The 24,049-nt window shown below is 44.5% G+C and carries 19 protein-coding genes; 2 read left to right on the forward strand and 17 right to left on the reverse strand.

Annotation, left to right across the window (positions count from 1 at the left end):
• On the reverse strand, positions 1 to 1,047 hold the full coding sequence (locus ICN23_RS00630) for a phage major capsid protein (protein WP_216230468.1): 1,047 nt from the start codon (positions 1,045 to 1,047) through the stop codon (positions 1 to 3).
• 464 nt (positions 1,048 to 1,511) lie between these two features.
• Here ICN23_RS00630 and ICN23_RS00635 point away from each other — a divergent pair, with 464 nt between their 5' ends.
• Both ICN23_RS00635 and ICN23_RS00640 read left to right on the forward strand, forming a co-directional pair.
• Positions 1,512 to 1,970 (forward strand): mobile mystery protein A, encoded by a 459-nt coding sequence (locus tag ICN23_RS00635; RefSeq protein WP_216230469.1) that lies wholly within the window; start codon positions 1,512 to 1,514, stop codon positions 1,968 to 1,970.
• Entirely contained in the window at positions 1,964 to 2,554 is a 591-nt protein-coding gene (locus ICN23_RS00640) for a mobile mystery protein B (RefSeq protein ID WP_216230470.1), read from the forward strand. Before ICN23_RS00635 ends, ICN23_RS00640 begins: the two co-directional genes overlap by 7 nt.
• A 1-nt stretch (position 2,555) precedes the next feature.
• On the opposite strand, the gene ICN23_RS00645 is transcribed toward ICN23_RS00640, so the two are convergent.
• The 16 genes from ICN23_RS00645 to ICN23_RS00720 all read right to left on the reverse strand — a co-directional run bounded on the left by ICN23_RS00645 (position 2,556) and on the right by ICN23_RS00720 (position 24,036).
• Positions 2,556 to 3,863: a hypothetical protein gene (locus ICN23_RS00645; RefSeq protein WP_216230471.1), complete on the reverse strand. Its 1,308-nt coding sequence runs from the start codon at positions 3,861 to 3,863 to the stop codon at positions 2,556 to 2,558.
• Positions 3,838 to 5,772, reverse strand: coding sequence for a hypothetical protein (locus ICN23_RS00650; protein WP_255532667.1), 1,935 nt, complete (start codon positions 5,770 to 5,772; stop codon positions 3,838 to 3,840). The genes ICN23_RS00645 and ICN23_RS00650 overlap by 26 nt, the downstream gene beginning before the upstream one ends.
• 452 nt (positions 5,773 to 6,224) lie before the next feature.
• Positions 6,225 to 6,917: an ABC transporter ATP-binding protein gene (locus ICN23_RS00655; RefSeq protein WP_216228698.1), complete on the reverse strand. Its 693-nt coding sequence runs from the start codon at positions 6,915 to 6,917 to the stop codon at positions 6,225 to 6,227.
• 1 nt (position 6,918) lies between these two features.
• The gene (locus ICN23_RS00660) at positions 6,919 to 8,109 is read right to left on the reverse strand and encodes an ABC transporter permease (RefSeq protein ID WP_216230472.1); all 1,191 of its coding nucleotides are present in this window, start codon (positions 8,107 to 8,109) and stop codon (positions 6,919 to 6,921) included.
• Positions 8,106 to 9,263: an efflux RND transporter periplasmic adaptor subunit gene (locus ICN23_RS00665; RefSeq protein WP_255532668.1), complete on the reverse strand. Its 1,158-nt coding sequence runs from the start codon at positions 9,261 to 9,263 to the stop codon at positions 8,106 to 8,108. The genes ICN23_RS00660 and ICN23_RS00665 overlap by 4 nt, the downstream gene beginning before the upstream one ends.
• 819 nt (positions 9,264 to 10,082) lie before the next feature.
• Complete coding sequence (locus ICN23_RS00670; RefSeq protein ID WP_216230473.1) at positions 10,083 to 10,631, reverse strand: HPP family protein; 549 nt, start codon at positions 10,629 to 10,631, stop codon at positions 10,083 to 10,085.
• A gap of 68 nt (positions 10,632 to 10,699) precedes the next feature.
• Positions 10,700 to 11,290, reverse strand: a complete 591-nt coding sequence (locus ICN23_RS00675) for a nitroreductase (RefSeq protein ID WP_255532669.1) — start codon at positions 11,288 to 11,290, stop codon at positions 10,700 to 10,702.
• The gene (locus ICN23_RS00680) at positions 11,280 to 11,954 is read right to left on the reverse strand and encodes a carbonic anhydrase (RefSeq protein WP_216182450.1); all 675 of its coding nucleotides are present in this window, start codon (positions 11,952 to 11,954) and stop codon (positions 11,280 to 11,282) included. Before ICN23_RS00680 ends, ICN23_RS00675 begins: the two co-directional genes overlap by 11 nt.
• Before the next feature lie 19 nt (positions 11,955 to 11,973).
• On the reverse strand, positions 11,974 to 12,675 hold the full coding sequence (narI, locus tag ICN23_RS00685; RefSeq protein WP_216230474.1) for a respiratory nitrate reductase subunit gamma: 702 nt from the start codon (positions 12,673 to 12,675) through the stop codon (positions 11,974 to 11,976).
• Complete coding sequence (gene narJ / locus ICN23_RS00690; protein WP_216182444.1) at positions 12,672 to 13,352, reverse strand: nitrate reductase molybdenum cofactor assembly chaperone; 681 nt, start codon at positions 13,350 to 13,352, stop codon at positions 12,672 to 12,674. Before narJ ends, narI begins: the two co-directional genes overlap by 4 nt.
• Positions 13,353 to 13,357: 5 nt before the next feature.
• Positions 13,358 to 14,881, reverse strand: a complete 1,524-nt coding sequence (gene narH / locus ICN23_RS00695) for a nitrate reductase subunit beta (RefSeq protein ID WP_015420602.1) — start codon at positions 14,879 to 14,881, stop codon at positions 13,358 to 13,360.
• A gap of 12 nt (positions 14,882 to 14,893) precedes the next feature.
• Positions 14,894 to 18,667 (reverse strand): nitrate reductase subunit alpha, encoded by a 3,774-nt coding sequence (locus ICN23_RS00700; RefSeq protein ID WP_216230475.1) that lies wholly within the window; start codon positions 18,665 to 18,667, stop codon positions 14,894 to 14,896.
• A gap of 20 nt (positions 18,668 to 18,687) precedes the next feature.
• On the reverse strand, positions 18,688 to 20,070 hold the full coding sequence (locus ICN23_RS00705; RefSeq protein WP_216230476.1) for a NarK family nitrate/nitrite MFS transporter: 1,383 nt from the start codon (positions 20,068 to 20,070) through the stop codon (positions 18,688 to 18,690).
• Between the two features lie 24 nt (positions 20,071 to 20,094).
• Positions 20,095 to 21,357 (reverse strand): nitrate/nitrite transporter, encoded by a 1,263-nt coding sequence (locus ICN23_RS00710; protein WP_216230477.1) that lies wholly within the window; start codon positions 21,355 to 21,357, stop codon positions 20,095 to 20,097.
• A gap of 128 nt (positions 21,358 to 21,485) precedes the next feature.
• Complete coding sequence (locus ICN23_RS00715; protein WP_216860525.1) at positions 21,486 to 22,145, reverse strand: response regulator; 660 nt, start codon at positions 22,143 to 22,145, stop codon at positions 21,486 to 21,488.
• Between the two features lie 40 nt (positions 22,146 to 22,185).
• Entirely contained in the window at positions 22,186 to 24,036 is a 1,851-nt protein-coding gene (locus ICN23_RS00720; protein ID WP_216230478.1) for a type IV pili methyl-accepting chemotaxis transducer N-terminal domain-containing protein, read from the reverse strand.
• Positions 24,037 to 24,049: the final 13 nt, after the last annotated feature.

Genomic DNA, 24,049 nt, shown 5'->3' on the forward strand with positions numbered 1-24,049 from the left:
TTATTGAATCGCCAATACCGCATGGGCATTAGCACGTGAGATGGATAAAGCGCAGCGTAGATTCACCATGGCATACATGGCTAGCGTGTCATGCGGACGGATTGGGGCAACGATGTCTAAGTCATCATCCCGTAGTTTCATAAAGCGGGTGTTGAGGAAATAACAACGCTTACTCCACTCCACCGTGCGATTTGCCATGGCATCAAGTTCATCAAACTGCGGATCCCAGATGATCTCCACGCCTTTAAACGCTAGGCCTGTATTTACGCCAGCACCTACACCGGCATCGATGTACTTAGTCTCACCAGATCCAGCAATATGGGTCACTGTGACCTGCTTGCGATAGGTATCAATGAACTTACCACCCGCGATGATGAAATCAGGGCTACCGCCATGCTTAATGCATTGTCGCCATGCAGTCTCCATCTCCCCGACTAAGTTACCTGGCGCTGTTGACGCAATATCTTTAACTGCATAGTTGCGCCAGTAACTTGCTTTGGCTCGATCGATGCCACCTACCGTACCCGCGTCTGGTGCCAGGCTGACTAAGCTATCTAAACCTACTAATGCATCCGCACCATGCGAGCCGTCGCGATGTAGTTCTAGGTCTAGCTTATTGAGGAAACCCTCTCTGAGGACTTCTAACTGTTCATCCAGCAAGTTAATAAGCTGAACTCGCTCGTTATGCTCTAACTTAAAGCCTCGCGCCCCACCTTCACGAACTTTGATGCCGTTACTAAAGAGCCTGTCATAGTCAATGTACAAGCCATCTACCGCCCTGCGCCATGGGAATGAGGCTTGTTCAGTGGTATTACGCTTATTGAACTTGACCGTCTCCTCCCCAAATGCCCAGGTGAAGTTACTCCCATGCTCTTTGCGAATGTTCTCCACCACATTCTGTTTGGCCCCTAATAGACTCTTGCGCCCTTGCATTAGTTTTTTAAGGAAAGGTCTCTCTACCGCTATTTGATCTACCGGTAGATTACGCAAGTACTCATCTAAGGAGACCTTAGCTAGCTCTTGCAAGTCTGTATTTGAAATTGGCATACGCCACCCCTATCTGTATTTATGAATTAGTTGGATTCATACCGCTTGATAGTGCGTGAACCTATCCATTGCTACGCTACTAGGCGCGACTCTAGCTTTAACGCATGGGATGAACCAGTAGCTTGGTAGTTAACCGTTGCTACATACATTCATTATTTGGGTAGTTGTTAAGAGCTTTGGATATATCTGGGGTTTTTGTTTGGTGTCTTGATTATTTTGCTATGAGTCTTTATGCCCAATGTGTCATTGCGCCACCTTGGGCATAAATGAGCGTTTCTTAGGTCGTGGCCATCAAGGGTTCGCAAGCCACCCCGTTGGGGTGCCCTTGACGGAATGGCGTTGTTATTTAAGCGAAAAACCCTCCTTTTTATAGCTATTTGATACTTATGGGTATCAATTAAGTGTATTAATTTATACCTATAGGTTACAATTAGACATATTAATTAATACCTATAGGTATCAATATGAATAAGAAATTTGCCAACTTACAACTCCATCAAATGGACTTGGCCCTTACCAAGCTTAGGGAAGTTCGCCCTCCAACCCGTCCAGGTAGTGGCTGGGTTAAGGCTATTCGCGAATCTTTGGGCATGTCAGCCTCTGCATTGGCTCGCAAGCTCGGAGTTACGCCACATAGCATTGCTAAGCTTGAAAAAGCTGAGGCTGATGAAAAGATCACTTTAGCTAGCCTGCGCAAGCTGGCGAGCGCCTTAGATTGCGAGTTGCAATACACCCTTGTGCCACGCAAATCTTTAGAGGAAATCTTGGAAGATCGCGCTACTTTAGTTGCGCGTGAAAGGCTGCACCCTATTTCTCATTCGATGAGTCTTGAGGATCAGTCGGTAGACAAGTCTGCAAGTGAAAAGCAACTTCAACTACTCGCAAAAGAGATTCTGGATGGCCCTAGAAGGAATTTATGGTGATGCATTTTGAATATGCGCCAGGAGCCACTCCGATTGATCCGGATGAAGCTCTTGGCCTAATCCCCAAGCACATTAGCACTCAAGCCGATTTAAATGCTTGGGAGGAAATGAATATTGTCGAAGGGGCAGATTGGATTGCTCGTCAAAAGATCATTCAAGGTTTGAATGAGGGCTTAGTGCGTGAATTGCATAGCCGTATGTTTAATCAAACATGGCAGTGGGCTGGCACATTCAGAAAGAGCGCTAAGAGTATTGGCATTGATTGGACTCAGATTGCGGTTGCCCTTAAGAATCTCTTAGATAACACTGCCTATCAAATTGAAAATAGGGCGATGCCCATTGATGAGATTGTTGTGCGCTTTCATCATCAGCTAGTGTTGATTCATGCGTTTCCAAACGGTAACGGTCGTCATGCACGCTTGATAGCCGATGCTTTGATTGTCAGTCTTGGTGGTAAAAGATTTTCTTGGGGCGGCAATACTTCAATCGCCACCCCAGGCACTACACGTCAAAACTACCTACTAGCCCTGCGCGCTGCAGATAAAGGCGATATCGCGCCCTTAATGTTATTTGCTAGGCAATAGACTAGATACCCATATTGCCTAGGTGTTGGGCTATACGATCCATGGGTTGCTCAGAGCTTGCAACAGGTGATCCCAAGGTCGCTGTTCTAGCTCTAATCGGTTGTGGCGCGTGGCCCGTAACCTTTACCTTAGACCAGTCTGGTTTTGGCAAGCCTATGGAGTTGTAAATCGAATCAATTACTGGCCACCATTCAAATACGCCATGGTTTTGCACGAATACATTCATGTAAAACGGGTCATCCATATATTTAGCAAAGAGCTCAGACTTATAGCAATGATCAATCTCGCCCTGTCTTGTAGAAAGGTACTTGAGCATTTCCTGCTTAGCCTCTTTAACAACGCTGAAGTGATCCTTGTTTAGGTAGGACTGCCCCGGCTTTTCGTGCCACTTCTCTTTCTTATTGCGATCTACTGAATCCATCATGCTACCTACCAGCTCACCTTCAATTTCATAGCTATGCAACTTATCCAAAAGGTCTTCCACCTTTGACTTGAGCACATCGTTCTCTTTGACAAGATTGCGGTTGGTATTAGCCATCTTTTGAAATCGGTTTTCACTACGATTGGGTTGAGCTGTTTCCTCTATCTGCTCCTTAGGCGCTTCTTCGGTAGAACTCAAGACTCTTTCAATGAGCTCTTTGCCGCTCTCCACCTGAATGGGAGCTTGCGACTCAGCCTCAACGGTAAGCACAACAGGAGGTGGCAATAATTCACTGATGTCTCTGGCAACTATTGGTTCCGGTTCTGAATTGGACGTTAATGAAGGCATCTCAGCCGGTATTAGCACCTCACCCTTCACTGGTGCAAAGACGGGTTCTACGCTCTCCTCTTCAGCCTCTTGCTCATGAGTGGGTTCACCATCTTCAACCTCAGGCTCTTTGCTTAAGCTATCGAGCAAGGCGGCAGACTTTTGCTGAGTCTTGCGCTTAGCTTCTTCTTGCTGCTGGAGTGCCGCCTTTTCTGCAAGTCTTCTCTCAAGGTCTTTCTGCCTCTCTAATCTAGCCGCTTCCTTTGCAGCAACCACTTGTAGTCTTGCCACTTCATCTTGAGCTAGCTTCTCATCAGCTTTTCTGCGTCGCTCTTCATCCGCTAATTGTTTAGCCTTAGCTTGCGCCTCTTGTTCCGCCCTCTCTAAGGCGCGCTCTTCCCTTGCCTTTATGCGCCTGGCAACGGCTTCAGCCGCACTCTTCTCTTCAGCCTCTTTACGCAATTTCTCTTGCTGGCGCTTTGCTTCACGCTCTTGCTCTTTCTGAACTAAACCTCCATTGGTTAATACTCCAGAGCTAAAGTTTTTCACTTCTTGTGTCATCTACTGTCTCCTCTTTTAAATGTTGATGTTTGACTTGTTTTTCCCTATCGATTTCCCATTGCCAATTCATTGAAATATCCCTGTATCCATCGGCTTGCTTTTCAATCTTGGGTATAAATAGATTTGAATCGATACGATCGTCATATCGCAAGAGAGTCTCGTGTAGGAGGCTACGGATATGTTCGTAATCCATTCCTCTGGCCTGTAGGTTTTGCATTTGGATAGACAGGCTGGTGATCATTGGTAAGACCTTTAACCAACCCTCCTTCTCTTCAATGCCATCAGGCGAACCAGTCGTGCCGGCGCGGATACGCAGGTCGACCATGTCAAAGATTCGTTCTTTGGTGAGTTCTGGCCAGTCGTATGTTTTCTCTTTGGTTGTGATGGCTTGACCATCAACCATGGTTGTTTTAGTAATTGGCGCGCCCACATAGCGCTCTACCTGCTCCTTAGTAAGTTCTTGCAGTAGAACCTGGGCACTGTATTGCGCTATCTCTTGCAGCCAATCTTCTATTTGGTCTTTAAATTCGAATACGCGCCCAGATAAGGCTCTTTGCAAAATGTTGGCTTCAGTAGCAGTCTTAGGTCTTACTACGGTAGACCTTGCTGCATCTTGCAAACCTGTGACTTGCTCCCAGTCATAGCGCACTGCACTGGTGTCATAGACGATCGGATCTATCTTGGGATGCCCTCTGGGAATAATCACCTGATTAAGAGGCTTTCCTTCTGTATCCACAATCGTGATCTCACCAAATCGAGAATCCGAATGCTTCTTGATGGTCTTCTCGTTAATGTCAGCAGAGGCTACCCATCCCGGAATACAAAGATCCCGATGCTGGTTGAATCGATCTCGCGCTTCGTTATGCTCATCTTGCAGTCGCTCAGTTAGGTCTACAAGGCTTGGGCCAATAAACTGACCATCGACTACTTGGTACGGCAATAGGAAGAATGGGTACCAGCGTTCACCCGCCCTAGGTGGTGAATAGGGTTCGCGTAACCATTCAGTCGCGCCCTCCACCATTGTGTATACGCGCTGAGTAGTTCTATCCCAGATCTCTAGGACCGCTATTTGCTGATCATCAGTTACTGGCCCAGCATCTAACTGCATTGAAGCCAAGCGCTTGGCCCTTTTATACGATGGTTCTCCTTGTCCTGGTTGGTAGATCTTTGCATTGGCAAGATTCTTTTTATACAGAGCCTCAGCTTGAGATCGCTTCATTGGGATAACCTGACACATCCAGTCTGCGTCGGTGTAATCCCAGAACTCACAGATCGATGGATCGATCAGGAGGTTTTCTGTGAGGACTCTGTCAATCACTAAGCCTTCAGCGGATTGCACTTCTGATTGCTCCTGAAGCGACTCAATGAGCTCTCCTAACTCTGCCCTCTTGGCATCATGATGATGGCGTTGGTCACTCTCTTGGAGGTCTCGTGCTAACCCCTCTATAGCCAGGAGGTTTTCTTGTGCATCGTTGATGCGACCCTGGATATATGAATCCTTACTGGGATCTCGTTGATACATGACTTTGAGAATTCCGAAGCTACAGGTAAGCGCCGCCCTTACGGTGGATTTAGCTCGATTCTTGAGTTGGGCGTGCTCTAGCGCTCTATTGGTTACTTTCTCAAGGGTGCTACAAAAGAGCTTGATATCAGCGCCCGCATGGGCTGGAGTGATTGAGATTTCTGGGTTGCGCGCATAGACATTGGGCAAGACTGCAGAGATGGTTCCATGAATTAAGTTGGCTCTGAGACCGTAAAACTCTTTACCTGCCGGGTCGGCATTCCAATTGAAGCCGGCGACAGTATTGCGGTTGTGCTTTACGCGTTTATGAAAGGTAGCCCAGTGAGCGCGCGCATGTTTAATGCGGGCATTCCACTTTTGTTGAAGAGCTTTGGAGTCTTGGGGCACTCATTAGTTATAAGGCCGAATTTTTCAACAAATGGATTTATTTAGGATAAATATCGATAGACCGCTTTCGACCCATAAGGGACGGGCAGCTAGCAAAATCAGCCGAAGATGGTTTAAGAGTTTTTTAGTGGGCCCATCAGGACTTGAACCCGGCACCAAAGGATTATGAGAGGATACATCTAATGAAAGCCACCAGAATTTCAAGAGGTTAAGCCTCCAAAATATCGGCGTGTGTATATATTTGTGCGACTAATTCAATGAAAGCAAAAGAAGCGCTCTCTCACTCTTTGGCCTTCTAAATCAAAAAGCTTTGGGGCAGCGCTCTGAACACCTTGTTGCTCCAAAAAAATTTTACAAGGCTATTAAGCATTACTTTAACTAACGCTTTTTTGGTGAACTGCGACTAACGACCTAAGGTGACTTTTATTGACTGGGAAATTAATAATGGATTTCTATCTAGATTCCTCAATAGTTTGCCCATCTCTAATAGCGTAAATCCGCTTAAATAAAGGAATGATTTTTTCATCGTGAGTAACCACAATAATTGCAGTCTGATATTGGCTAGCCATTTGATTTAAGATCCCCATCACTCCTAAGGCTCTTTCGCTATCCAAAGGAGCTGTCGGTTCATCAGCCAAAATGACAGGCGGTCTATTGGCTAATGCTCTTGCAATAGAGACGCGTTGCTGCTCTCCACCGGATAATTCTGATGGGTTAGCATTAGCCCGATGTGCAACATCTAAAGCCTCTAGCAACTCTCTAGCGCGCGCTCTAGCAATATTGTTTGGCACCCCCGCAAGCATAGGTAAAAGCGCCACGTTATCCGTCACGTTCAGAAATGGAATTAAATAAGGCGCCTGGAAAATAAAGCCAATTTTGTCTCTTCTCAGAGCTCTTAAGTCCTTAATCTTCCAACCATTCTCGTAGATCACTTCACCACCCAAAGTCATGCGACCTGCTGTGGGCTCAATGACTGCCCCTAGACATTTCAGTAGCGTACTTTTTCCGGATCCAGATGGGCCAATAAGCCCCACCACTTCACCTGGAGCAATTTGCATATTGACATTTTTGAGGGCATCTACAGCAGCGTCACCATGTCCGTAAGTTTTTCTAAGTCCTTCTAATTGAATGCTGTAAGTACTCATATCAGCCTCCAATTGCTTGGGCGGGATCTACCAGCAAAGCAACTCTAATCGCCAAGGTACTAGCTAAAGCGCATATGACCATCACTAAAATGAATCCGATGATTGCATCTACAGGCTCTAATAAAACATACTTTGGAAACAGCGGCGCCCAAAAAGTAGCAGAAGTTTTTCCCACAACAAAACCAATTAACCCCAAGCCAAGGGCTTGCTGCAGAATCATGCTGCCAATAGTACTATTTTGAGTGCCAATCAATTTCAACACGGCAATCTCCCTAATCTTTCCTAGGGTCATGGTGTAGATAATGAAAGCCACAATGGCAGCGCTTACTACCGCCAAGATCACTAGAAACATACCAATTTGTTTCGCAGAATTTGCGATCAACTTGGCAACAAGGATTTCTTCCATCTGCGCCCTTGTATACACCTCAAGATGTTTCCAGCGACGGATTGGTTTGGCTACTTCCTCTGGACTACTGCCGGCTTGGATTTGAACAAGGATGGCATTAACGCTGTGATTGGTAGATTGCGATGCTGTAATGGCATCTAATAAGCCAGGAATAGGGCGATTCAAACTGGGATTGGCTACGTTTCTGGCGCGATCATTCAGAATCGCATCGTTGTCCTTTAAAAATTGCGCCTCTTGTGCGTCTTTAATGGGAATGAATACCATGGGATCGCCACCCGATGAGACCATACGGCGAGTTAAACCCACTACCCGATACTGATGGCGCTTAATTTGAATGAGGTCGTTTAGCTCAAACCCCGTTTTAACATCCGCCAATGCTTCATAGTGTGACTGAACAATATGTCGACCGGAAATCAAATAGGCCGGCTCACCAAGCTGCCCACTTTCTACCCCAACCACCATGACTCGAGTATCACTCTGTCCTTTACGAACCTGCATTGTGAGATAGGTAATGTTAGCTGCGCGTGCAACGCCTGGCATTCCCAGCACACCCCTTACATAGTCATCTCGAATGCTTGATGCTTCAGCATAAGGGCCTTGGGTATCTTTTTGTACCACCCAAAGATCTGCACCACTATTGTTTAGTAGGGCCATGGCATCATCCACCATGCCTCGATATACCCCTGCCATTGTTAGAGTGACACCAATTAGCAGTCCAAGACCCAATCCCGTTAGAGCAAACTTACCCCAAGAATGAGCAATGTCACGACCCGCTAGACTAATCACGGCGATTTCTTTAACAAAGCATCTACCACCTTAATGCGCTGACCTTCTTTAATTTCAGCATCGCTATAGAGAACAACTTCATCACCACTCTTAAGTCCGCCCAGAATAACCACTTGACCATTTAAGCCGTTTTGTCCAATTTGTACCCGAGCAAAATGGGGCTTGCCATCCTTGAGCACCCATACCCCAGTTTCATCACCCCTCTTTTTAATGCTTGCATTGGGCAAGCTAAGGCCATATTCACTGGGGGCTAATTGCAATGTCACTTCTGCCATCTCTCCAATTGAAACAGTCTTAGGCATATCTATCATTTCAATTTGGGCGATGCGTTCTTCTGCAACGCTATCACTGAGCATCTCAACGCGAACTACCTTGCCCGAGATTGGGTGATGTGGATTAGAGCGCAATATCACATTTGCATCTAAGCCAACGGCTAATCCCATTGACTTACCTTGGTCAAAACGCGTCTTAATCCATAGGCTCGTTGGGTCGATTAACTTTAAAACTGCCTGACCAGCAATAACGGTTGAGCCTGGCTCGGCATCCCTAGATGTAATGATCCCATCTACTGGAGCCCTTAATTTAATATTAAGCTCTTGTTGTTTAAGCCCAGCCAAATCAGCGGTCGTTTTTTGAACAATCGCTTTTGCTGAATTGAGCTCTTGTGACTTTCCTTCAACAACAATTGGACTAATAAAATTCTTGTTACCCAATTCAACATAACGCTTATGCGTTTCTGAAGCTAGTAGTAAACGTGCTTTTGCATCAGTCACTTGTGCCTCAGCAGCAATCATTCTCTGATTCAGATCAATAGAATCCATCTCGGCAAGTAATTGCCCTTCTTTAACCAAATTGCCCACATCTACATATACGTTTAAAACGCGTCCAGCAACTACCGGCCCCATCAAATACGCCCGCCTGGCTTCAACTGTTCCTACCCCGAATAGCGTAGGCGCAAGCGATTGGTCGCTAACTTTAATAATCGTCACTTTAGTTGATGCTAAAGGCCCAGAATTTAGAACAACAAATCCAAATACGACCAATAAAAATGTAAGCGTGAGACCCATCAGTAATTGACGACGGGTAATGTCCAATTCACGCATTCGGAGCAGCAGTGAACTAAAAAGTTCTTTTAATTTAATTGTGGTATTCATATTTGAATCTAGGTTTATATTTTGCGAACCATCAATAAACTTAAGTGAACGAGATGTGTCCCTTAATGATGCTCCTTTTGGTTGTCAAATAGCGATTTAATTACCCATCTCACAGGAGATCAACTCAATCAAAGTTAACTCTCGCTTTTTGTCTACTTTGCTTTTTCTTGGATCATTATTCATTATATTTTAAGATATAATGAATAATGATCTTCAGGCAGCAAAAAAATTAAATAAACTAAAAATGCATTATTTCTACCCGAAGATAAATCCAAAAAACACAACATTGATAATAAGAATTCAATGGCCAATATGTGATCGCTTAATCTAGCAATAGCTGTCCTTCTATTGTAGATTTGGGTATTTGCGAAGTCTTTTGAAGCTTAAACCTTAGTCAAAGCAACGCCTAGATAAATAACCCAACTAAATTTAAAGGTTCTCGTAGTTTAATTTCAGATTGGAGATTTTGCGTTTTCAAGTGTATCGATTAATGCCTCCAAAAAAGAAATTAATCCTCAAAAATATTAGGAATTCCATTTAATAAAATTTTTTTTGAACTTGATACTGACTCATCCAGATCAGACTCTATAATTTTCCTAAAATTAGTGCAATTATCTCTATGCACACACTCAGACAGAGTTTGATGCTTTTTACGATCGTTATATGCCGTGCAATGATCGCGAGTCCAGCTTCCGTCCAACGGGCAAGAATCTTTCTTTCCCATACACACCCCCACTTAGTCAAAAATACTGCATTGAGGTAATTTAAAGCGCATCCCAAGACTAGGACTTAATCTAAATTACATATGTTGCGTTGCTTTTAACCCTGTTTGCTAAGTTCCTTAATCGGGTAGGGTTTCTTGGTTAATTTTCCGTACAGATATGCAGCGGCAACCAGGACTAACGAGTCCGCAAAAATAGGATAGATCGCAAAGTAATAGCTACTAATATTTCCAGCGGCGATAAACATTGCCAGTAATAAAGCTGTTGGGCTAAAGCACTTTAAACTATACATAGCTAAAGCTGAAGCGACAACCGCTGCTGGCATTCCCACAAATGGCGAAGGGAAGATAGAGACGCTGGCTGCAGCCAATAATGCAGAAACCACGTTGCCTTCGATAATTGCCTTAGGATGAAACATCGGGCTAGATGGCATTAGAAAAATCATCAGCGCCATCACCAAAAAAGCAGCATTGATAGGCACCGCTTGCTCAGTTGTGCCAACTAGCTCATTAAACATGATGACAGCAATAATCAGTACATCTACCCCAAAGCAAATCCTAAGGATTTCTAGCCAAGAAAATCCATAAGGATCGGGCGGAATATACTTTTTAAGTCTAGATAGATAGTTTTCCCAACGATTACTCATATCTTATAGAATTTAGCAGAAATCAATATTCAAGCTATATTTGTTTAGGTTATTAGTTAATTAGGCGCTTAGAACTCCAAGGTAGTCACAAATTCGGAGGGGACCATACGTGACTTTGGAGGGGTGGATCTATCTGGGGTGCCTATATTAATAAAACACAATGGATCCTCGTAATCTTGAAGGCCAAATAGCTCCCTTACCGGCTTCATATACATTGATTTACCACTTGTTGGACTTGCACCAAATCCCATAGCATGGGAAATTAAAAAGACGTTCTGTATGGCACATCCAGCAGAAATAATTCGTTCGCTAGGTGGAACTTCTGAATCCGTACCTCTAGCATTCACAATTGCTAGCATTACCAAAGGTGCTCTATGGGCTTTAACCATGGCGTCCTGAACTTGTTGCTCAGTTGCGCCCGGGTCCCGCTCAAGCAATGATTTTGCAAAGGCGTCCGCTAATAACCCCCTGCACTCAAGAGGGCAGATAACAAAACGCCACGGACGAGTCAAATTATGATCAGGCGCCGTCGCAGCCATCGAAAAAATAGTTTCCAATTGCTCTGGGGTAGGCCCAGGCTGAAATAGCCTTTTAGGCAAAAATGATTGTCTTGAGCTAATTAATGCTGCCGCCATTTCTGCAGTCTGGTTATTCGACATGTTTTGGATCTCCATCAAAATGATCATCAGCGTAAGGCCCAGTTCCGCAGTTATCTGCATGGTGCGCCGGGATAAACTTTCCTTCAGTTACATCAAATACCTGCACTTCACCCTCTTCAATTACGTAATACCAACCGTGAAGGGTTAACTCCTTGTTTTCAACTTGTGAGCGAACCATTGGGTATTCCATTAAACGTTCTAGCTGCAAGATGACTGAGCGTTGCTCCACCCTTCGGAGTGCCTCAGGGGTTTGGCAGACCGGCAAAAGTGCCTCATCAATTAATTCAAGCCAAGCACTTAAATTAATCGCCTCTTCTGGCACCCCTTCATAAGCTGACCTGACTGCCCCACAATGACTATGTCCACATACAACAATTCGACTGACCTTTAGTTGCATTACTGCAAATTCAATTCCTGCAGCCGTCCCATGAATACCATAGGAGCCATCGTAAGGTGGAACAATGGCGCCTACATTGCGCAAAATAAACAAGTCCCCAGGCCCCGTTCCGGTAAGTAAATATGGAACAATTCTGGAATCAGAACAACCTAAAAATAAGGTTTTAGGTGTCTGCCCATTTTGAATAAGGCTTGTAAATTCTTGGCGATGCGCCGGGAAATATTCTGTCCGAAATTTGCGCAGTCGATCTAATAACTCATCTGGCATCGTCAATTGCTCTCATCGTTTACTTACGACCCATACCGAATTTTCTACTACGTACAATTTGATATGGTCTTACCAGATAGGTGATGGATGCAAACCCGCTCCAAACATGGACTAGGCGAGTAAATGGGAATATTAAGAAGATTGTCATACCTAAGAACATGTGCAATTTAAATACCCAATCTACCCCACTTAATAACTCAACAGCTCCACCGCGTAAGGTGACTATATGTTGAGCCCAGCCTGCCAGCTTCATCATGACCGAACCATCTAAATGTTGGCCAGATAGAGGAATGGTTGCAAGGCCAAGAAATAACTGAAGCCAAAGCAAAACTGCAATCAAAATATCGCTAGGCCTAGATGTCGCGCGAATGCGGTCATCAGTTAAACGTCTGTGCAATAAGATTGTTAGGCCGATAAATCCAAACACCCCAGCAATTCCCCCGCTAGCCATAGCCATTACTTGCTTTTGACCGGCCGTAATAAATGGCTCATACAAGAAATGTGGTGTCAGCATGCCAAAGAAGTGGCCAAAGAATAAAAAGAGTACGCCAATATGAAAGAAGATGCTGCCTATGCGCAATTGTTTCTTACGTAATAATTGGCTTGAGTCGCTTTTCCAGGTGTACTGATCCCTATCAAACCGAATAAGACTTCCTACAAAAAATACCGCAAGGCAAATATAAGGATAAATTCCAAAAATAAATGTATCTAGATAGCTCATGGCTGAACTCCTTTGAACTCTTTCGCACGTTTGACAAATTGAAGCGGTTGCTCTTCACCAGGTTTGGATTGGCCACGGGTTGAGCATCCACCAAATGCTGGAGGCTCTGCCCACTCTTCATCCATAGACTCTTCCTCAATCTTCAATTCAACAATTTTGAATTTTTCACCGGAGAACTCTATAGCTGCAGCTATCAACCATGCGTAACGGTTATTACGAGCAACTAAAGTGGAGTAGACGGCATTCAAGATATGGGCCATTTCCCCAATAAATTGCTTGGACTGATCTAAGGGTAGTGTTGAGGCAAACTCGAGAATTACCGACAAGTGATCGGGAAGCTCATTAGCACTTAACTCTAAACCACCATCTTTATAAGTTTGAAGTAAGTCGACCATAGCTTGACCGCGCTCACGAGAGTCTCCATGAACATGCTCAAACAAGTGCAGGGATGTCGCCCTACCTCGATCAAAGCACTCTACATATTCTTCCTGCAGGTCATACAAATCTGCAGATTCCAGGTGGTTAACAAAATCAACTAGACCGGCATGAACCTTTTTAGTGAGCTTTGGCATTGCCAATAGCGCACTAGTCACTTCGGCTGAATGCTGAATAAGCTCTGCATCTGGATACTGAAGAAATCTAGAAAGCGCTCGTAATGGTAGTGAATGTTTCATCATGTCTCCTAAACAGCCGGCTTAATTGGAATGGTGCGACGCTTAGTACCGCCGAAGAGACTTGCTTCAGAGTCGCCATCAGAGCATCCGTTTCCAAAAGTAAAGCCGCAACTTCCCTTCATATCGAATGTATTTTCTGCATACTCACGATGCGATGTTGGAATGACAAAACGATCTTCATAGTTAGCAATCGCCATGGTCTGATACATATCTTCTACCTGATCTTCGGAGATGCCAGCCTGTTTCAATGCCTCTAGATTGCGTGTGCCATCCACATGCTTATCTCGCTGCCATGCCCTCATTGCCAACATTTTTTCTAAGGCGGATATCACCGGAGCCTCATCTCCAGCAGTTAACATATTGGCTAAATATTGCACCGGAATACGTAACTGCTTCACATCTGGAATATGGCCATTTACTCCGACATAACCAGCCTCCACTGCCCCAGTAACCGGGGAAAGTGGTGGAACATACCAAACCATTGGAAGCGTTCTATATTCTGGATGAAGTGGTAATGCAATTTTCCAATCCATCGCCATTTTGTATACAGGACTCTTTTTGGCAGACTCCACCCAAGATGGAGGCACGCCGTCAGCTAAAGCTTGTTTCTGTACTTCTGGATCATTTGGATCCAAAAATACCTTCAACTGTGCTTTATATAAATCTTTTTCGTTCTCAACGCTGGCAGCGCTTTCAATTTGGTCGGCATCGTAAAGCATGACACCTAAATAACGGATACGGCCAACACAGGTTTCCGAACAGACTGTTGGTTGACCCGCCTCAATACGTGGATAGCAGAAAATGCATTTCTCTGCTTTACCGCTTTTCCAGTTGTAATAAATCTTTTTGTACGGACATGCAGAGACGCACATACGCCATCCACGGCATTTATCCTGGTCAATTAAAACAATCCCATCCTCTTCACGCTTGTAAATAGAACCTGATGGACAAGATGCAACGCAAGCAGGGTTCAAACAATGCTCACACAGACGTGGCATATACATCATGAATGTATTTTCGAACTGTCCCCATACGTCTTTTTGCATTTGATCAAAGTTGGAGTCTTTACTACGTTTTGCGAACTCACCACCAAGAATTTCTTCCCAGTTTGGGCCCCACTCTATCTTCTCCATGCGCTTGCCAGTGATTAAGCTTCTTGGGCGAGCAGTCGGAGTGGCCTTAGATTCGGGAGCGCTTTGTAAATGCTCATAGTCAAATGTAAATGGTTCGTAGTAATCGTCTATTTCTGGCAAATTAGGGTTGCCAAATAAGTTCATCCAAATCTTGGACCTACCACCTTGTTTAGGCTCAATCTTGCCATTGCTTTTACGCTTCCAGCCACCCTTCCACTTCTCTTGATCTTCCCAATTTTTTGGGTAACCGATTCCTGGTTTTGTTTCAACGTTATTAAACCAGGCGTACTCCATCCCTGGACGATTCGTCCAAACCTGCTTGCAAGTAACGGAGCATGTGTGACAGCCGATACATTTATCCAGATTTAAGACCATGCCAATTTGTGCGCGAATTTTCATCTATTTTCTCCGTTACGCTTGAACTGTGTTGGCATTTTCACTATCAAGCCAATCAATATTTCGCATCTTCCGAACTGTCACAAACTCATCTCGGTTAGTTCCAATCGTTCCGTAGTAATTAAATCCATAACTAAGTTGCGCATAACCACCAATCATGTGTGTGGGCTTAAGAACAATCCGCGTTACCGAGTTATGAATACCACCGCGCATACCAGTAATCTCAGATCCTGGCGTATTGATGATCTTCTCTTGAGCGTGATACATCATGACCATTCCTGGATTTACCCTTTGGCTCACGACAGCTCTCGCTGCTATTGCTCCATTGGCGTTATATAGCTCAACCCAATCGTTATCCACAATACCAGCTTTAACCGCATCATCTTCACTCAACCAAACGACTGGTCCACCACGATTCAGAGTCAGCATCATCAAGTTATCGCTATAGGTGGAATGAATGCCCCACTTTTGATGCGGCGTAATGAAGTTCAAAACAATTTCTTTATTTCCATTAGGCTTAATGCCCTTGACCTCAATAATGGTCTTTAAATCTACCGGCGGTCTATAAGAAACAAATCCTTCGCCAAATGCCCGCATCCACTTGTGATCCTGATAGAACTGTTGACGGCCAGTCAATGTTCTCCAAGGAATGTACTCATGAACGTTTGTATAACAAGCGTTATAAGAAACTTTTTCACTCTCCAGTCCAGACCAAGTTGGCGAACTGATGATCTTTCTTGGCTGCGCCTGAATATCACGGAAACGAATCTTCTCATCCTCGCGATGCAAAGCTAAATGCGCATGCTCAAGGCCCGTGATTTTGGATAATGCATCCCAAGCCTTGACTGCTACATGACCATTTGTCTCAGGAGCAAGCATTAATACAACCTCAGCAGCATCAATATCCGTTGAGATTTTTGCCATCCCCTTCATCTCACCATGCTCAACACGACCATTGAGCTCGCGCAACTGCTCCACTTCAACCTTGGTATCCCAGGCAATACCCTTCCCGCCATTTCCAACCTTGTCCATCAGTGGACCTAAGGCTGTAAAGCGGTTATAAGTATTTGGATAGTCACGCTCTACTACGGCAATTTGAGGCGCAGTTTTGCCGGGTATGAGATCGCACTCACCTTTCTTCCATTCCTGCACATCAAATGCCTGAGCTAATTCAGCGGGCGTATCGTGCATTAAGGGAGTCATCACAATCTCTTTTTCAACACCCAGATGACCTACGCACACTTCTGAAAACTTTTTCGCAAATCCTTTATAGATATCCCAATCACTACGAGCCTCCCAAGCAGGGTCAACGGCTGTAGATAACGGATGGATAAATGGATGCATGTCGCTAGTATTAAGGTCATTCTTCTCATACCAAGTAGCAGTAGGTAGAACAATGTCGGAATACAAACAGGTAGTACTCATCCGAAAATCTAAGGTCACTAATAAATCAAGCTTGCCTTCAGGCGCCTTATCATGCCACTCGACTTCAGAAGGTCTTGCCTCATCAACTCCAAGATCCTTGCCCTGAACACCGTGACTTGTTCCCAGTAGGTGTTTTAAGAAATACTCGTGCCCTTTTCCTGAGGATCCTAAAATATTAGATCTCCATACGAACATATTTCGCGGCCAATTGCTTGGATGATCTGGGTCCTCGCAACTCATTTGTAATGTTCCAGACTTCAAGCCATCAACAACATATTCCTTAGGATCTTTACCTGCAGCAAGAGCCTCTTTTACAACCTCAAGGGGATTTGTCTTTAACTGGGGAGCCGATGGCAACCAACCCATCCGCTCTGCACGGACGTTAAAGTCAATCATGCTGCCCGTGTACTCCTCTTTATTTGCTAGGGGCGATAACACCTCCTCCATACCAAGTTTTTCATAGCGCCATTGATCGGTATGCGCATAAAAGAAGCTGGTAGAGTTTTGCTGACGCGGTGGACGAATCCAATCCAGTGCAAAAGCCAGGGGGGTCCAACCAGTTTGTGGGCGTAATTTTTCTTGACCTACATAGTGAGCCCAGCCACCACCGCTCTGGCCGATACAGCCACACATCATTAACATATTAATGATGCCGCGGTAATTCATATCACAGTGATACCAATGATTCATCGCAGCGCCAATAATGACCATTGACTTGCCTTTAGTCTTTTCTGCATTTTCTGCAAATTGACGAGCCACTGCGATTACTTGCTCACGCTTTACTCCGGTAATAGATTCTTGCCATGCTGGAGTATAGGGAACATTGTCATCATAAGATTTGGCGCATTCACCACCTAATCCACGGTCAATTCCATAATTACCTGCCAATAAGTCAAAAACTGTTGCTACAAATACTTCTTTTTCAACGCCATTCTCAGTAAGAATAATTTTCTTAGCAGGTATATTCTGAACAAGAACATCACTTTGCTTATTTGCATCAAAATATGGTGTATCAATACCACCAAAGTATGGGAATCCAACGGGGACAACATCATGTATTGACTGATCCTCCATTAGTGATAACTTCAATTTCACATCATTACCGTAATTAGCTTCTTTTGATTCTAGATTCCATTTACCCTGGTCTTTACGTCCTTCCGGACCCCATCTAAATCCAATGGACCCATTCGGTACTACCGGCTTGCCAGCTGTATCGAATGCAACCGTTTTCCAGTCGGCGCCATTAGTCTGGCCAAGCTTGCCATCAAAATCGCTTGAACGCGCATAGCGTCCAGGAACCAATACTTTTCTGCCGTCATCCAATACTTTTTCTTCCAGCATCACCAGATTTGGCATATCTGTATAGCGACGTACGTAATCATCAAAATACTCAGTGCGCTTATTGAAATAAAACTCTTTCAGAATGACATGCCCCATGGCCATCGCAATCGCAGCATCTGTACCCTGCTTAGGGTGCATCCAAATGTCTGCTAATTTAGAAATTTCGGCATAGTCCGGAGTGATTGCCACCGTTTTAGCACCCTTATATCTCACCTCAGTAAAAAAGTGCGCATCGGGAGTACGTGTTTGAGGGACATTAGAGCCCCATGCAATGATGAAAGTAGAGTTATACCAATCAGCGGATTCCGGCACATCGGTTTGCTCACCCCATACCTGGGGGCTAGCTGGTGGCAAATCACAATACCAATCGTAAAAGCTCATGCATACGCCACCGATTAGACTTAAGTAACGCGATCCAGCTGCATAACTCACCATTGACATTGCTGGGATCGGAGAGAAGCCAATAATCCGATCGGGTCCATGCTTTTTAATCGTATAGACATTCGCTGCGGCAATGATTTCATTTACCTCATCCCACGAACTGCGAACGAAACCACCCTTACCCCGTAACTCCATCCACTCTTTGCGCTTAGCAGTGTTTTCAACTAAATTTGCCCAAGCATCTACCGGAGATTTGGCGACCGACTTTGCTTCACGCCACTGCTTTAGCAGTCGGCCGCGGATCATTGGATACTTCACGCGATTGGCACTGTACATGTACCAGCTGTAGCTCGCGCCGCGTGCACAACCCCGAGGCTCGTGATTAGGCAGGTCAGGTCTAGTGCGCGGGTAATCAGTTTGCTGAGTTTCCCAAGTAACAATGCCGCCTTTGACATAAATTTTCCAAGAACATGATCCCGTGCAATTGGTACCATGCGTTGAACGTACGATCTTATCGTGCTGCCAGCGCGAACGATAAGCGTCTTCCCACGTGCGGTCTTCTCCGACCGTCACACCATGGCCATCTGAAAACTCTTCTTTATCTGCAGATAAAAACTTGAGGCGATCTAAAAAGTGACTCATATCAATCCTTTAATATTTTCTTAGCAAGGCATTGGTGCGTTCTTACGGCTGTAATACCACCAGGTAATGAACGTACAGGTAACGTAAAAAACAATGAACGAGTACAGGGCAGCTTCAGGACCGCCTGTAGCAGCAATAGAACTTCCATAACTCTTGGGAATGAAGAATCCTCCGTAAGCACCTACTGCAGAACTAAAACCGAGCACTGCTGCAGCTTCTTTATTGGCATCACGAATTGCTTGGTCCTTGTCAGCCTGAGTATTGCCAGCGGCACGTTGACGCTCTGTCATGAAAATGACTGGGATCATGCGGAAAGTTGATCCATTGCCAATTCCAGATGTTGCAAACAACACCATAAATGCAAACAAGAATCCGTAGAAGTCACCACCCGCGCCTTTGTGAGGCAGATAATTCAAGACTGCAAGTACACCAGCACCCATTGCAATGAAGTTCCAGAATGTAACTCTGGCGCCGCCTAGCTTATCTGCCAGCCATCCACCTATAGGTCTTGCTAATGCACCAACCAATGGTCCAAGCCATGCATAACTAAGCGCGTTAACGCCAGGAAATTGGCTCTTAATCAGCAAAGGAAAGCCAGCTGAGTAGCCAATAAAAGAGCCGAAGGTACCCAAATACAACCAGCACATGAGCCAGTTATGTTTGCGCTTAAAGATCACTGCCTGATCAGCAAAAGAGGCTTTTGCCTCAGCCAAATCGTTCATACCAAACCAGGCAGCAATTGCCGATACCGCAATAAAAGGCACCCAAATGAAGCCAGCATTTTGCAGCCACATTGGAACTTCTTTACCGGCTTTTAAAATTATTGTGGAGTCACCACCTAAACTACCAAATACGCCTGCTGTAATCACTAGCGGTACAACTAACTGAACAATAGATACCCCCAAATTACCTAGACCTGCATTAAGGCCTAAAGCCGTGCCTTTTTGCGCTTTGGGGTAAAAGAAGCTGATATTAGCCATTGAGGAAGCAAAATTTCCGCCACCCAACCCACATAACAAGGCTAGCAAGATAAAAAACTCATAAGGGGTTGCCGGATTCTGGACTGCAAATCCGATGCCAACAGCAGGAATTAATAATGATGCCGTTGAAATTGCCGTCCAGCGTCTGCCTCCAAAGATTGGAACTGCAAAAGAATAAAAAATTCGCAGAGTAGCGCCACATAATGCAGGAAGGGATGCCAACCAAAAAAGTTGATTCGTCGAGAATTTAAATCCAACATTCGGTAAGTTCACCACTACTACTGACCACACCATCCAGACTGCAAATGCAAGGGTTAAGGCCGGGATCGAGATCAATAAATTGCGCTTCGCAATCGGCTTTCCAGTAAATTCCCAAAACTGCTTATTCTCCGGCTCCCAGCGCGAAATTACGGTCGAGGACATGATGTTTCCTTTTCTTTGCGATATTTAAGAAAGCGATGGAATGGATTTAGCACCCATCACTTCAGATTTACGAACTTCAGTGAGATACATCCAGATAAGCGATACCCACACTACGCCGTACATCAGCATGAATGCACTTGAACGAATCCCTGTGACATCTAAAATGGCGCCAAACATAATCGGCAGAATGAATCCGCCCAAACCACCGGCCAAGCCAACAATTCCTGAAATGGTGCCGATATTTTCTGGGTAGTCGTCGCCGATATATTTGAAAACACTGGCCTTACCAAACGCCCATGCAATGCCCAAGATGAACATGAGGCCAGTAAACAAATAAATATTCAGGCCAATGTGAAAAGTCTCAGGCCCATTAATCGTTTGGATAGTGAAATCGGTTTGGGGGTAAGAGAGTAAAAAAAGGCAAATCCAACTTACCCACATTACCCACCAAGTGACCTGATGGGCACCATATTTGTCAGATAACCATCCACCAATTGCTCTTAATACGCCACCAGGTAATGAGAAACATGCAGCAAGTAATGCGGCGGTCCGAATTTCCAGACCAAACTCACCGACGTAGTACTGCACCATCCACAAGCTGAGGCCAACATAACCACCAAAGACAATGCTGTAGTACTGGCAGTAGCGCAATACTTTCGGGTCTTTTAGGGCTTTTAATTGATCTTTAAAGGAAATATTGCTCGTTACCAAATGAGAAGGATCGCTAGCGCTAAAAATCCAAAATAAGAGTGCTGCGCCCAACATAACGCCTGCATATACCTGCGGTACTACAGCCCAACCAAATGCCACCACCAAGGCAGGCGCTATAAATTTGTTAACTGCGGCACCAGAGTTACCAGCACCATAGACGCCCATTGCAAAACCCTGACGATTTTTTGGGAACCATCTTGCTACATAAGGAGTGCCGACAGAGAACGATCCACCAGCCAAGCCTACGAATAGACCAATAACCAGAAAGTGCCAATATTGCGTGGCATAACTCATCATCCAGATAGGAATAACTGTAGAGAGCATCAGTAAAAACATCACAATGCGACCACCGAATCGATCGGTCCAGATTCCCAGCGGCACACGTACAAGTGAGCCAGTCAAGATAGGGGTAGCTGTTAAAAGACCAAATTGAGTTGCACTTAAGTCGAGTGATTTTTTAATCGGTATACCTATCACACCGAACATCATCCACACCATAAAGCAAACGGTGAAGGCAAATGTGCTGACAATCAGAACTGAATATGCTTTAGTGCTAGTTTTGGCTATCGAACTCATGAATACCCCTTAATGTCATGAGTTAATTATCAAAACTAACGGGGATTAAAAATATCCTCCAAAAGACTACTTTCAAAAAGCAGTCGAACTATAGGCAGCTGTGGCTTATAGTTCTTTAGGACTAGTACTTACGAAATAATGCCTTCAGCATTGGCAAACACTGCCACCTGTACTCGAGAAGTCAAGTTGAGCTTTCTCAAAATATGCTGTACGTGAATCTTGACAGTAGTTTCAGCTATGCCAAGCTGCCGAGCGATTTCTTTATTACTTGACCCAACGGCAATCAAGCGGACAGTATCGATCTCCCTGGGTGATAACGTAGCCGCCAAAGAAGTATTTGAGGGCTTATCTTCTTTTCTGGTATTGGTCTTAAAGGCACTAACTAGCTTATGAGTCAGCTCCTTGCTAATAACCGACTCACCTTCAAACGCCTTCCGAATGCCAAGTAGAAGCTCGTCTTTCTCGCTAGTTTTAAGCAAATACCCCTGGGCGCCATTTTGCAAAGCTTGCATTAAATCAGATTCATCTTCGCTCACTGTAAGCATGATGACAGTCGAATCAGGGGATGCATGAAAAATATCAGGGAGCGATTGAATGCCACTGGCGCCAGGCAAATGATTGTCAAGCAAGATTACATCCGGCTTTAGAGATTTACATAAGCGCAACGCCTCAATAGCGTCCCCAGCTTCGCCGACAACATCAAAGTCACTGGCCTGCGAAATTAAAGCGATCAAACCTCGCCTAAATAAGGTGTGGTCGTCAACAACTAGAATCCGGATTTTTTCCAATTTTTTCCACACCTTCAATATTGAGATAACAGAATATCACCTACGTAGGTAAAGTTAACGATATGCAGGTTCCTGCCAATGCCTCCGAGCTCAACTCCAGCTTGGCTCCAATTTTATTGGCACGTTCCTGCATGATACTCATCCCCACATGCGTGCTATCAACCGTATTTAGCTCTGTTGAAAAACCAATCCCATCATCAATTACTCTAAACATCCATTTTGGCGATTGCACTACTTCGACTCTTACAATGCTCGCTTTCGAATGCTTTCTGATATTTGATAAGGCCTCTTGAATGACATGCATTACCTGAATCTGAACATCTGGCGCTAAAGGAAGTCCTTGCCCTTCAACAGATAGCTCAGTATGAATACCGGATTGGTGCTCGAATTTTTGTAAAGTCGTCTTTATCGCAGGTTCAATATCCTCGGTATTAGTACGCGTTCTAAAATGCAACAAAAGCTCGCGCACGTCACTATAACTTTCTCTCAAGCCTTCATCCAGCTCACCTAGGATAGTTTTGGCCTTTTCCGTAGCGGGCTCTACGATCTCATCTCTGAGCATTCCAACCTGTAATTTTAAAAACGCTAGTGACTGCGCAATTGAATCATGCAACTCTCTTGCTAATAAACTGCGCTCCTCAGAAATTGCCGCCTCTTTCTCCAAAGCTTTAATTCTCAAAGCCTCCATTGCCCCAGCCAAATGATGTGCCAAGGTCCCTAGCAAGGCCCTCTGATCTGAATCTATCGACTGCTCCTTAATATAAAAAATATCAATTTCGCCAAGTAAATCTTGCTGAAATAGGATCGGAACCGAAATAAGGGCGTTATAACCTGCCTTTACGCAATGCCGATCCGCCTCTATCTTTGGATCAAATGTAATTACCTGAATTTCTGCATTACCACTAGACTGTCCACAGTAACAGTCTCCAGCAACCAAACATTGCTCTTCCTCGGCAATGGATGAGGGTAAATTTGCGCCAGATAATAAAAAATATCTCTTATTTGCCTGATCTGTCCAACGTATCGCGATGGCAGAAGCGTCCGTTATAGACAAAATTCGCTTTGAAAATCCTTGAGCCAATCTTTCCAGATTATCTTCTGTTGAAACGAATGAACTCAAATCATATAGCGCTTGCAAACGATTTTGTCGCTCTTGTAAATGGAATGTCTTTTCCCGGACCTTTGCCTCTAACCCGCTATATAAGTCACTAATAGTTTCAGTCATTGAATTAAAGCCGATTGCCAAATCACCAAATTCATCTTTTGCCTCGATTTGAACTCGTGTATTTAATTTTCCGGATCTCACACCATCAAAACCAATGCGCAGCTTCTCTACTGGATCTAAAATAACGGAATACCCCACATACATGATGACTAATGTGGCAAAAAGAGAGATAGCCAACATAGCAAACTGGAATAGATGGAGCATATTTGTCCAGTAATCAACCTCGACTTCTATTGACCCGACAAACCGATCAATATTCGCAACAAAATTATCAATGCGCGATACAGAAATACTGGTAGCCTTCCTCGTCTGTAGATCATCTTTGATGCTGCTCCATTGACCAGAAATATTTAGAAACAATTGTTTATTTAATTGATTCCAAGGCACAAATAGCGGCCGAGCTGGATCTCCATATTTAAGGGTAATGATGCTGTTGTCAAACTTAGTTATTAGCTTAGTTGTTGCCGCAGCATCACCCTCATTTACCAGAAGGGCTAACTGATAAGTTTGCATTCTCATGCGGCCAGCCTCATTGATTGCTGCCGCGCCACCCTCAAGCTTCCAAGTAACCCATAAAGTAAAGCTAATAGAAATCATCGCCAACACCAAAAGTGTCGTGCCAATGATCATTAGTTTCTTTTTTAAGGTAAATTCGGTATTCTTCATTCCACAACATATA

The organism is Polynucleobacter sp. MWH-Jannik1A5 (assembly GCF_018881795.1).
In the GTDB taxonomy this organism is placed as follows: domain Bacteria; phylum Pseudomonadota; class Gammaproteobacteria; order Burkholderiales; family Burkholderiaceae; genus Polynucleobacter.

Coding starts and splice junctions, on each gene's coding strand:
- ICN23_RS00630 (WP_216230468.1), bottom strand. CDS start 1,047: ATGCCAATTTCAAATACAGACTTGCAAGAGCTAGCTAAGGTCTCCTTA.
- ICN23_RS00635 (WP_216230469.1), top strand. CDS start 1,512: ATGAATAAGAAATTTGCCAACTTACAACTCCATCAAATGGACTTGGCC.
- ICN23_RS00640 (WP_216230470.1), top strand. CDS start 1,964: ATGGTGATGCATTTTGAATATGCGCCAGGAGCCACTCCGATTGATCCG.
- ICN23_RS00645 (WP_216230471.1), bottom strand. CDS start 3,863: ATGACACAAGAAGTGAAAAACTTTAGCTCTGGAGTATTAACCAATGGA.
- ICN23_RS00655 (WP_216228698.1), bottom strand. CDS start 6,917: ATGAGTACTTACAGCATTCAATTAGAAGGACTTAGAAAAACTTACGGA.
- ICN23_RS00665 (WP_255532668.1), bottom strand. CDS start 9,263: ATGAATACCACAATTAAATTAAAAGAACTTTTTAGTTCACTGCTGCTC.
- ICN23_RS00670 (WP_216230473.1), bottom strand. CDS start 10,631: ATGAGTAATCGTTGGGAAAACTATCTATCTAGACTTAAAAAGTATATT.
- ICN23_RS00675 (WP_255532669.1), bottom strand. CDS start 11,290: ATGTCGAATAACCAGACTGCAGAAATGGCGGCAGCATTAATTAGCTCA.
- ICN23_RS00680 (WP_216182450.1), bottom strand. CDS start 11,954: ATGCCAGATGAGTTATTAGATCGACTGCGCAAATTTCGGACAGAATAT.
- narI (WP_216230474.1), bottom strand. CDS start 12,675: ATGAGCTATCTAGATACATTTATTTTTGGAATTTATCCTTATATTTGC.
- narJ (WP_216182444.1), bottom strand. CDS start 13,352: ATGATGAAACATTCACTACCATTACGAGCGCTTTCTAGATTTCTTCAG.
- narH (WP_015420602.1), bottom strand. CDS start 14,881: ATGAAAATTCGCGCACAAATTGGCATGGTCTTAAATCTGGATAAATGT.
- ICN23_RS00700 (WP_216230475.1), bottom strand. CDS start 18,667: ATGAGTCACTTTTTAGATCGCCTCAAGTTTTTATCTGCAGATAAAGAA.
- ICN23_RS00705 (WP_216230476.1), bottom strand. CDS start 20,070: ATGTCCTCGACCGTAATTTCGCGCTGGGAGCCGGAGAATAAGCAGTTT.
- ICN23_RS00710 (WP_216230477.1), bottom strand. CDS start 21,357: ATGAGTTCGATAGCCAAAACTAGCACTAAAGCATATTCAGTTCTGATT.
- ICN23_RS00720 (WP_216230478.1), bottom strand. CDS start 24,036: ATGAAGAATACCGAATTTACCTTAAAAAAGAAACTAATGATCATTGGC.